Raw genomic sequence first — 9,579 nt, 5'->3', positions numbered from 1 at the left:
TGGTGAAGGTGAAGCTACCTTCTCAGGATTCAGTGATGCGATGCAAACCCTACTGAGCTTGCAGGACTCAGGAACACTCACCTTTCATGGACTCACTGAAGCAGTCGAGCAAGAGTATCTAGGATTATCGAAAGAAAGTGTACTCCCTCACTATTTCACTTTTGGATTACCAACAGCAATTGTCAATGATGCGATCTTCACAAAACTCTCTAATGATATTGATCCAGAAATTCAACTTGAATCCTCGATCTATGTTGGATTTGCATTAGAGGATAGGGAAATCGCCGAAGTAGCGGATGAATTATTTTACAGCATGCCATTTAGTGAAGACTATGGCAACAGCTCTCAATACTCAGAAGTGCGCCAACAAAAAATGAACATGGGACTTATCATGTTCATCGTCGGATTCCTTGGACTTACCTTTTTAATTACCTCAGGCTGTATTCTCTATTTTAAACAAGTGGAAGAAGGCGACGAGGAACAACCAAATTATAAGATCCTGCGCAAACTAGGCTTTACCGAAAAAGACCTGCTAAAAGGTATACTAGGAAAACAGCTCTTTAATTTCGGTATCCCTCTCATCGTGGGACTGGTTCACAGCTACTTTGCCGTCAAATCAGGCTGGTTCTTTTTCGGCACCGAGCTATGGACCCCTATGGTTATCGTTATGGGATTATATGCAGCACTCTACTCGATTTTCGGGATATTATCTGTTCTTCATTATAAGAAAGTTATTAAGATGTCATTGTAATAAGGAAAGCTCCAGGAGGTTAGGTCCTGGAGCTTTTGTTGAGTTATTTAAAGAAGTTTAAAAATCAGCCAGCGCTGAAATTACCGATTAAAATCTCCTTACCACACATCCTTTACATAACGCCCTTCTTGTTGAAGAGCATCTAACCACTTTTGAGCGTTTGTATCTGATTCATTTTTAATAGTGACATAATTGCTTTTTAATGTTTGTTCTACGTCCGGTGCCATCCTACTTCCTTCCCCACAAATATAGAGCTAGCCTCCTTCTTCCTTGTATTTTAAATGGGACACTTCTACTGTTCCTGCATTCCATCAAGATTCTTTGACTCAAATTGATCAAGCAATTCTCGTACTTCATCTGTTGATTCTGTGTTCATTAGTTCGTTTCTTAATTGACTAGCCCCTCTAAATCCTTTGACGTATATCTTAAAAAAGCGATGAAGAGCCTTGAACGGACGCAGCTCTAAATGTGAGTATTTATCATAAAGATCTAGATGCAACCTTAAGAGATTTAGCAATTCCTTGCTGCTATGATCTTTTGGCTCCATTTCAAAGGCAAATGGATTATGAAAAATACCACGCCCAATCATCACACCATCAACACCATATTGCTCAACAAGCTTCAAGCCAGTTTGACGGTCAGGGATATCTCCATTAATCGTCAACAGTGTTTGTGGTGCCACCTCGTCACGCAGCTTTTTAATCTCTGGGATCWACTCCCAATGAGCATCCACTTTACTCATTTCATTTCTTGTACGCAGATGAATAGAAAGGTTCACAATATCTTGCTTAAATATGTGAGTCAGCCAGTCCCGCCATTCGTTTACCTCCGCGAAACCAATCCTTGTCTTTACACTTACAGGCAGTCCACCAGCTTTTGCTGCTTGGATTAATTCGGCTGCCACTTCAGGACGGCGAATCAGGCCGCTTCCCTTCCCGTTCTGTACCACATTAGGTACGGGGCAGCCCATATTAATATCCAGACCTTTAAAGCCGAGTTCCGCCATCCCAATACTCATTTGACGAAAGTATTCAGGCTTGTCCCCCCATATATGTGCGACAATCGGCTGCTCATCCTCTGTGAAAGTCAAACGCCCACGGACACTTTTCATCCCATCCGGGTGACAATAGCTCTCACTGTTTGTAAACTCTGTAAAAAACACATTAGGTCTAGCCGCTTCACTTACTACATGACGAAAAACAACATCCGTCACCTCTTCCATTGGTGCCAGTATAAAGAATGGACGCGGTAAATCAGCCCAAAAGTTATCTTTCATCGTGTTTAAATCCTTATTTATATTTAAATCCATTTTATCTTCACATCCATAAATATATATATTCAAATCTTCTCATGATGGAATTTTAGACCAACCCATTATCCCAAGATTGAAAAGTAGAATGTTCCAGTTTCTTTTAAATTTATACCATGATTAGGTATGTTTTATCAAATTGAAAATTATGTTTATGTTAAGTTCGTTGGTCTACTATGTTAAAATAACCCCTCATCCTCGGATTTTGGTATCGTAGTTTTCTATCTCAAAAAATATAATACCGTTTTTTTACTGTCTCTTCTCCCCTCAACCAAAGAACACCCTCGTCTGAACAAGGTCTTGGATCGAGCCATCCATGGCACTTCTCGTATACCCTAGTAGTTCACCTCTATTTGTTGTTGGCTGCCGGTCAAATCGTATACTATCTCGAAAACGGCTATAGGAGGGAGCTCCGTACTCTGCGGTTGTAAAGGTTTCATTTGTGACAACGACCTCATTATCATCAACAACCTGATAAAGTACATTGGCTTCAAATGCCCTCGCATATCCAGCTATCACTTGATTATCACGAATCATGGACCCAAAAAAGGCTGTGTTACGACTATATTTTTTGACATTGGGAGTGGAATGATAAGCCTCATTCCTGGAAAAAGAACATCTGGCGACAAAGTTGGATGACGGTTATTCACTTGTATAATTATTGACAAAGCAACCCCAGTTCTTTCTGATATCGACCTAAGAGAGTCTCTTGACTCTACTTCATAAATAACTGCAGGAAGTTCAATTTGTTGATAAGTAAAAATGAAGTTTGGGTTCCAAAAAAAAAAGCCCAAATTCGGACTCTCCAAAGTGGTATTTAATTAATTTTTAAATTCGATCAATGCGACATTTTCTATATCGGGTATCACATAAATCTTAAAGGGGTGAACCAAATTAAATATTTTTCAATAGGTGCTTCTTCTTAAGATTCTTTGAGCTCTTCATTTTAGAATCAACCCGAATCTTTATTCCGAGGGAACATAAAGCACACTTCAATATTCAACTAAAATCCATTAGACCTGTTGATACCAAGCTATTTTAACTCCATCACCGCTACCGTCTCCACGTGCGTACTATGGGGGAACATATCCACCGGCTGCACTTCCTTCGTCTTATATCCGCCGTCTTCTAGCAATCGCAGGTCGCGTGCTAGAGTTGCTGGATTACAGGAGACATAGACGACGCGCTTTGGCTTCATGTTTAAGATCGTTTCAAGAAGCCTTTCATCACAGCCTTTACGCGGTGGATCGACGACGATGACATCTGGTCGGATACCTTGTGCGTACCACCATGGCATAACGTTTTCTGCTTCCCCTACTGCAAAGTCGACATTAGTGAAGMCGTTGATTTCAGCATTTTTCTTTGCATCTGAAATCGCTTCTGGCACTATTTCAACGCCGTATACATGCTTTGCTTTTTGAGCGAGGAACAGAGAGATCGTTCCAATGCCGCAATAGGCGTCGACGACCGTTTCGTTTCCTTTTAAATCGGCGTATTCTAATGCTTTATCATACAGCACTTTCGTTTGGTCTGGGTTGACTTGGTAAAATGAGCGAGCTGATATCGCAAAGCGGATGTCCCCTATGGAATCATAAATGTATTCGTCTCCCCATAAGACAATCGTTTGATCACCGAAGATGACATTTGTGCGTTTCGGGTTGACATTTTGTACAATTGACTTCACTTTAGGAGTCGCTTGTTGGATATCTTCTATGATGTTCTTCTTATTTGGCAGCTCCTTGCCTCTTGTTACGAGGACGACCATGATATCTCCTGATTGTTTCCCGTAGCGGGCGACAACGTGACGAAGGGTACCTCGATGCTTGTCCTCATCATAGCCACGAATGCCATATTTCTTGGCAATTTCTTTGACAATGCTTACAACTTCATCGTTTTCTTGGTGCTGAATTAAGCACTCATTCATGTCAATAATGCGATGGCTGCGCTCTTGATAGAAGCCTGCGATCAGTCCCCCTTCCTCTTCTCCTACAGGCACTTGCGCTTTATTGCGGTAGCGCCACGGATCGTTCATACCAAGGGTTGCATGTACAGGAATATCCTTAATCTGACCGATTCTCTCAAGTACGTCTTTCACTTGCTTTTGTTTGTACGTTAGTTGCGCCTCATAGCTCATATGCTGCAGCTGACAGCCTCCGCACTGGTGGTAGATTGGACAGGGTGGTTCAGCGCGATGTTGGCTTTCTTCAATCGTCTCCATGACACGCGCGAAGCCGTATCCTTTTTTCACTTTGACGACCTTCGCTTTAATCTTCTCACCAGGTAAAGCTTTTGGGATAAACAAAGCGTAGCCATCCACTTTCGCTACGCCTGCTCCGTCGTGGGTTAAATCTTCTATTTGTACTTCTATGATTTCATTTTTTTCAATTGGTGCTGGTTGTTTACTCATGTTATAGCCATCCTTTTCACTTTTGTTTCTGTAGTGATTGTAGCATGGTTTGTAGGGATTACGAAACGGAACTTCACTGCGGAGATGAATCTCCATATTCTTGAAGAGTTTGTACGAAATAATTTGATTTGTGTTCGAATTAATGGGAAGGTTGTAACGAATAATTCTTACTCTGAGCGAAATCGTGCTGTTTGCATTCGAATTATCTACATAACGTCGCTCAACATCCTTCCCAAACATAAAAAAGCTGCAGAATAGCTGCAGCATTCAAATTTACGCACGCTTCTTCCGATCTTTCGGTGTAAGCATTTGAAAATGTTGATAAAGGTTAACGAATTCAGCTGGTAATGCACCGCCGTGTTCCCCGTCTAAATTTAGTTGCATATCACTTTCAACATGCACTTTAATCCGATTTGCTTGGACATACATCACTTTTGGATGAGTGAGATGCTCCCCTCGYATGGCGAGGGTTGTTAGATGTAAGAACTCTGGGAATGAGATCTTTTTAACGACGATAAAATCAAACATTCCATCTTGTAGGGATGCTTTTGGTGCAAGGCGCTCGAAACCACCAACGGAATTTGTATTTGAGACTAAGAACATCATGATTTCACCTTCAAATAGCTTGCCGTCGTATTCGATCTTTACATGAGTTGGCGCGACTTGAGGTAATTTCTCTAGCCCTTTAATGTAATAAGCAAGCTGTCCAACCATTGTCTTCATCTTACTTGGCACTTCATACGTAAGCTCCGTTAACGTACCTCCTGCAGCGATGTTAATAAAGTATTTATCGTTCACTCGTCCAATATCGATCGGTTCAGTATGTCCGTCACATAAGATATCACATGCTTTTTCAATTTCTTTTGGAATGTGTAACGCACGAGCAAAATCATTGGTTGTCCCCGCTGGAATCAATCCAAGCATTGGACGCTTGTCAAGTTCTGCAAGACCGTTTACGACTTCAAATATCGTTCCGTCACCACCAGCCGCTATAACAAGGTCAGCTCCACGCTCTGCAGCGAGCTTGGCAGCTTTTTTGGCACACCCTTCACCTGTTGTAGCATGTGCAGATGTTTCATATCCTGCTTTTTCAAGCCGTTCTAGAACATATGCAAGATTTTTACGAATCTGTTCACGTCCAGACGTTGGATTGTAGATAAGACGTGCTTTTTTCATTGCGATCCCCTACTTTAATTAAATTGAGTAAAAACCACTTATTGTCAGTTATTTATGAGTGTATTGTAACCTACTTAGAGAGAAAAGGACAATGAATATTGCTTATCTAAAGTGTATGTGAATATAAGTCGTACATGCCTTAGCTCTTTCACTTAAATCTCCCGCCATCATCTCTTCTTCAAAAAATACACCCATCCCACAATAATCAAAAGTCCAACTAAAAGATAACCGTAAATCACTTGATTCACTTCCTCTCATCATGAAAAAACGAGTGGTTAACCTACAAGGTTCTCCACTCGTTTTTGATCCCCTACGTAGGAGAGTACATATTAACGTTTTTTAATTTCTTCTAATAAAATCTTGTTTACCATTTGCGGGTTGGCTTTCCCTCTAGAAGCTTTCATAATTTGACCAACAAGGAAGCCAATCGCACGGTCTTTACCGCTTTTGAAATCATCAATTGATTGCTCGTTGTTATCAAGCACTTCTGAAACCATTTTAAGAAGTTCGCCTTCATCGGAAATTTGAACAAGCCCTTTATCTTTAACGATTTGCTCAGGGTCTCCGCCTTTTTCGATCAGATCCTTAAATACTTTCTTGGCAATTTTAGATGAGATCGTCCCTTTTTCAATTAGTTGAATCATTTTGGCAAGGCCCTCTGGCGTTAGTGCTACATCATCAAGCTCTTTTTGCTCAGCATTTAGATACTCATTTACAGAACCCATCAGCCAGTTCGATGCAAGCTTCGCATCCCCACCTTGTTCAACCGTAGCTTCAAAAAAATCAGCCATTTCTTTTGTAATTGTGAGGACTGTTGCATCATATTCTGGTAGTCCTAACTCTTCCACGTAGCGTTTCTTTCTCGTATCAGGAAGCTCTGGGATTTCAGCACGGATTCTATCTTTCCACTCATCATCAATATAGAGTGGGATCAAGTCTGGCTCTGGGAAGTAACGATAATCATCCGACCCTTCTTTTACACGCATTAGAAGCGTCTTGCCGGTCGCTTCGTCAAAGCGACGAGTTTCTTGTTCGATTACTCCACCTGCAAGCAGAACTTGCTCTTGGCGTTTCACTTCATATTCTAGACCTTTACGTACGAAGTTGAATGAGTTTAAGTTTTTAAGCTCAGCTTTAGTACCGAATTTCTCTTGTCCTACTGGGCGAAGAGAAATATTAGCATCACAACGTAGTGAGCCTTCTTCCATCTTACAATCAGATACATTTGTATATTGAATAATCGATTTAAGCTTCTCTAGATACGCATACGCTTCTTCCGGTGTGCGAATGTCGGGCTCAGATACGATCTCAATTAATGGTGTACCTTGGCGGTTGTAGTCACAAAGGGAATAGCTGCCTGAGTGAGTCAGTTTACCAGCGTCTTCTTCTAAGTGAAGACGAGTGATTCCGATTCGTTTTGTTTTTCCGCCTACTTCGATATCGATATAGCCGTGTTCACCAATTGGCTTATCAAATTGGGAAATTTGATAGGCTTTCGGATTATCTGGGTAGAAGTAGTTTTTACGATCAAATTTTGTATCAGTTGCAACTTCACAGTTAAGAGCCATCGCAGCTTTCATCRCATATTCTACTGCGCGTTTATTTAATACGGGTAACACACCCGGATAACCTAGGTCAATAACACTTGTATTGGCATTTGGTTCTGAACCGAAGTGGTTCGGACTTGATGAGAATATTTTTGAATCTGTTTTTAACTCGACATGTACTTCAAGGCCAATAATCGTTTCAAAATTCATCTGTCTATTTCACCCCTTACAATGTTGGTTTTTTTGTATGATAGTCCGTTGCTTGTTCAAACACATGCGCCACACGATAAATCGTACTCTCATCAAAATGCTTCCCAATAATTTGCATACCTAATGGTAATCCGTCTTGGAATCCACAAGGGACAGAGATTCCTGGTACGCCAGCCAAGTTAACTGGGATCGTGAGAATATCATTTGCATACATCGTTARTGGATCATCTGTTTTCTCACCAATTTTAAAGGCAGGAGTTGGTGTTGTAGGCCCAATAATAACATCATAGTTTTCAAATATTTTCTCGAAGTCTTGTTTGATTAATGTACGAACTTGTTGTGCTTTTTTGTAGTAAGCATCATAATAACCCGAGCTTAAAGCAAATGTTCCAAGCATAATACGACGTTTCACCTCGTTACCGAAGCCTTCCGCTCGAGTTTGCTTGTACATATCGATTAAGTTATCTGCATTATCCGTACGGAAACCGTAGCGCACCCCGTCAAATCGAGAAAGGTTAGCAGATGCTTCTGATGATGATAGTAAGTAGTACGTCGCTAGGGCATATTTAGAGTGAGGCAGCGACACTTCCTCCCACGTTGCACCTTGGGCTTCAAGTACTTTTAAAGAATCAAGAACAGACTGCTTAACGTTCTCATCAACACCTTCTCCTAAATACTCCTTAGGCACAGCAATTTTAAGCCCTTTAATATCGCCTGTAAGAGCTGATAAAAAGTCCGGTACATCAACCGGTGCAGACGTGCCATCCATCGGGYCAACACCAGAGATAGCTTGCAGTAAGTATGCATTGTCTTCAACATTACGAGTAACAGGACCAATTTGATCAAGAGAAGAGGCAAAAGCAACTAATCCAAAACGTGATACTCGACCATATGTAGGCTTTAAACCAACTACTCCGCAATAAGCTGCTGGTTGGCGGATCGACCCACCCGTATCTSAACCAAGCGTAAATGGCACTTCACCTGCTGCTACAGCTGCTGCAGAACCACCACTCGATCCACCAGGTACATAGTCAAGATTCCATGGGTTTTTCGTTTCTTTATATGCAGAGTTTTCAGTTGATGATCCCATCGCAAACTCGTCCATGTTCAGTTTGCCGATTGTCACAGATTGTGCATCTCTCAACTTATGAACAACGGTAGCGTCATAGATTGGATCAAAGTTTTCTAATATACGGCTTGAGCAAGTTGTGCGTAAGTCCTTTGTAACGATATTATCTTTTACCCCAATTGGCATACCAAATAATAAACCGCGAGATGCATCTGTTCCTAGAGCTTCATSTAACTCAGTAGCATAAGAACGTGCTTTTTCCTCGTCTAATGATAAAAAGGCCCCTACCTTGTCATCCACTTTGGCAATACGTTTGTAGGACTCATTAACAAGCTCTGAAACTTTCACTTCTTTATTGTGAAGCATCGTATGTAAATCTTTCATTTTGTGGTCAAATAACGACATGAAGCTTGTCCTCCCTGTTAATCCAAGATAGACGGCACTCGAATATGGCCATCTTCATGATCTGGTGCGTTTTTAAGTACTTCTTTGATTGGTAAACCTTCCGCTGGTTTATCTTCGCGCAGAACATTTTTCATATCAAGGACATGAGAAGTTGGCTCCACTCCTGTTGTATCTAGCTCATTTAACTGCTCAGCAAATGTGATGATTGCATCTAGCTGCCCTTGGAACATTTCGGCTTCTTCATCTGTAATAGCAAGTCTTGCTAAGTTAGCAACATGCTTAACTTCATCCGTTGAGATTCGTGACATCTCAATCACCTCCAGTAGTTTTACGTGCATGTAGACAATATTCATTATGATACCAAATTACGCTCTTATAGGCAACAAAGCCCAATAGTATCAATACTTCTTTATCACTTTAAAGGAACCCACCAAATTATATTCACATAATAAAAAAGAAGGCTGATCCCACGTTCAAATCAGCCTTCTATCATTTCTTTATTTTAATTCTTGATCAACTTGTTCAAATTGAGCTTTAATGTCTGCAGATGGTTCTTTATCGAGGATACTAAATACCATCGCTGCAATCCACGCTAAAATGAAACCTGGAATGATTTCATATAAACCTAAGATTGGGAACTGATCAGCACTTAAACCAAACCAGCGATCAAGCTCAGCCCACACAATAACAGTGACACCACCGACA

The 9,579-nt window shown here is 41.0% G+C and carries 10 protein-coding genes and 1 pseudogene; 2 read left to right on the top strand and 9 right to left on the bottom strand.

From position 1 onward, the window contains the following. On the top strand, positions 1-751 hold a 751-nt coding region (locus AB685_RS23345; RefSeq protein ID WP_047972975.1), incomplete at its 5' end, for an FtsX-like permease family protein. A 98-nt stretch (positions 752-849) separates the two neighbouring features. On the opposite strand, the gene AB685_RS32435 is transcribed toward AB685_RS23345, so the two are convergent. The 4 genes from AB685_RS32435 to rlmD all read right to left on the bottom strand — a co-directional run bounded on the left by AB685_RS32435 (position 850) and on the right by rlmD (position 4,467). Further along, entirely contained in the window at positions 850-978 is a 129-nt protein-coding gene (locus AB685_RS32435; protein ID WP_277814306.1) for a hypothetical protein, read from the bottom strand. Between the two features lie 65 nt (positions 979-1,043). Next, on the bottom strand, positions 1,044-2,027 hold the full coding sequence (locus AB685_RS23340) for a tRNA-dihydrouridine synthase (protein WP_047972976.1): 984 nt from the start codon (positions 2,025-2,027) through the stop codon (positions 1,044-1,046). Between the two features lie 300 nt (positions 2,028-2,327). After that, entirely contained in the window at positions 2,328-2,597 is a 270-nt protein-coding gene (locus AB685_RS29885) for a Gmad2 immunoglobulin-like domain-containing protein (RefSeq protein ID WP_053073930.1), read from the bottom strand. Between the two features lie 496 nt (positions 2,598-3,093). After that, the gene (rlmD, locus tag AB685_RS23330) at positions 3,094-4,467 is read right to left on the bottom strand and encodes a 23S rRNA (uracil(1939)-C(5))-methyltransferase RlmD (RefSeq protein ID WP_047972974.1); all 1,374 of its coding nucleotides are present in this window, start codon (positions 4,465-4,467) and stop codon (positions 3,094-3,096) included. A 33-nt stretch (positions 4,468-4,500) separates the two neighbouring features. Here rlmD and AB685_RS31820 point away from each other — a divergent pair, with 33 nt between their 5' ends. Next, positions 4,501-4,725 carry a hypothetical protein gene (locus tag AB685_RS31820; protein WP_198530572.1) on the top strand — a complete coding sequence of 75 codons (225 nt, stop codon included), beginning with the start codon at positions 4,501-4,503 and terminating at the stop codon, positions 4,723-4,725. Between the two features lie 15 nt (positions 4,726-4,740). On the opposite strand, the gene AB685_RS23325 is transcribed toward AB685_RS31820, so the two are convergent. The 5 genes and pseudogenes from AB685_RS23325 to AB685_RS23305 all read right to left on the bottom strand — a co-directional run. Further along, entirely contained in the window at positions 4,741-5,643 is a 903-nt protein-coding gene (locus tag AB685_RS23325) for a diacylglycerol kinase (protein WP_047972973.1), read from the bottom strand. A gap of 329 nt (positions 5,644-5,972) precedes the next feature. Continuing rightward, on the bottom strand, positions 5,973-7,400 hold the full coding sequence (gene gatB, locus AB685_RS23320) for an Asp-tRNA(Asn)/Glu-tRNA(Gln) amidotransferase subunit GatB (RefSeq protein WP_047972972.1): 1,428 nt from the start codon (positions 7,398-7,400) through the stop codon (positions 5,973-5,975). 16 nt (positions 7,401-7,416) lie between these two features. After that, positions 7,417-8,874, bottom strand: a complete 1,458-nt coding sequence (gatA, locus tag AB685_RS23315; RefSeq protein ID WP_047972971.1) for an Asp-tRNA(Asn)/Glu-tRNA(Gln) amidotransferase subunit GatA — start codon at positions 8,872-8,874, stop codon at positions 7,417-7,419. Positions 8,875-8,891: 17 nt separating this feature from the next. Then, the gene (gatC, locus tag AB685_RS23310) at positions 8,892-9,182 is read right to left on the bottom strand and encodes an Asp-tRNA(Asn)/Glu-tRNA(Gln) amidotransferase subunit GatC (RefSeq protein WP_047972970.1); all 291 of its coding nucleotides are present in this window, start codon (positions 9,180-9,182) and stop codon (positions 8,892-8,894) included. Between the two features lie 189 nt (positions 9,183-9,371). Further along, positions 9,372-9,579: pseudogene (locus AB685_RS23305) on the bottom strand (sodium:proline symporter); the annotation flags it as partial.

This window comes from Bacillus sp. LL01, assembly GCF_001037965.1.
This window is presented reverse-complemented; position numbering and strand designations above follow the sequence as displayed.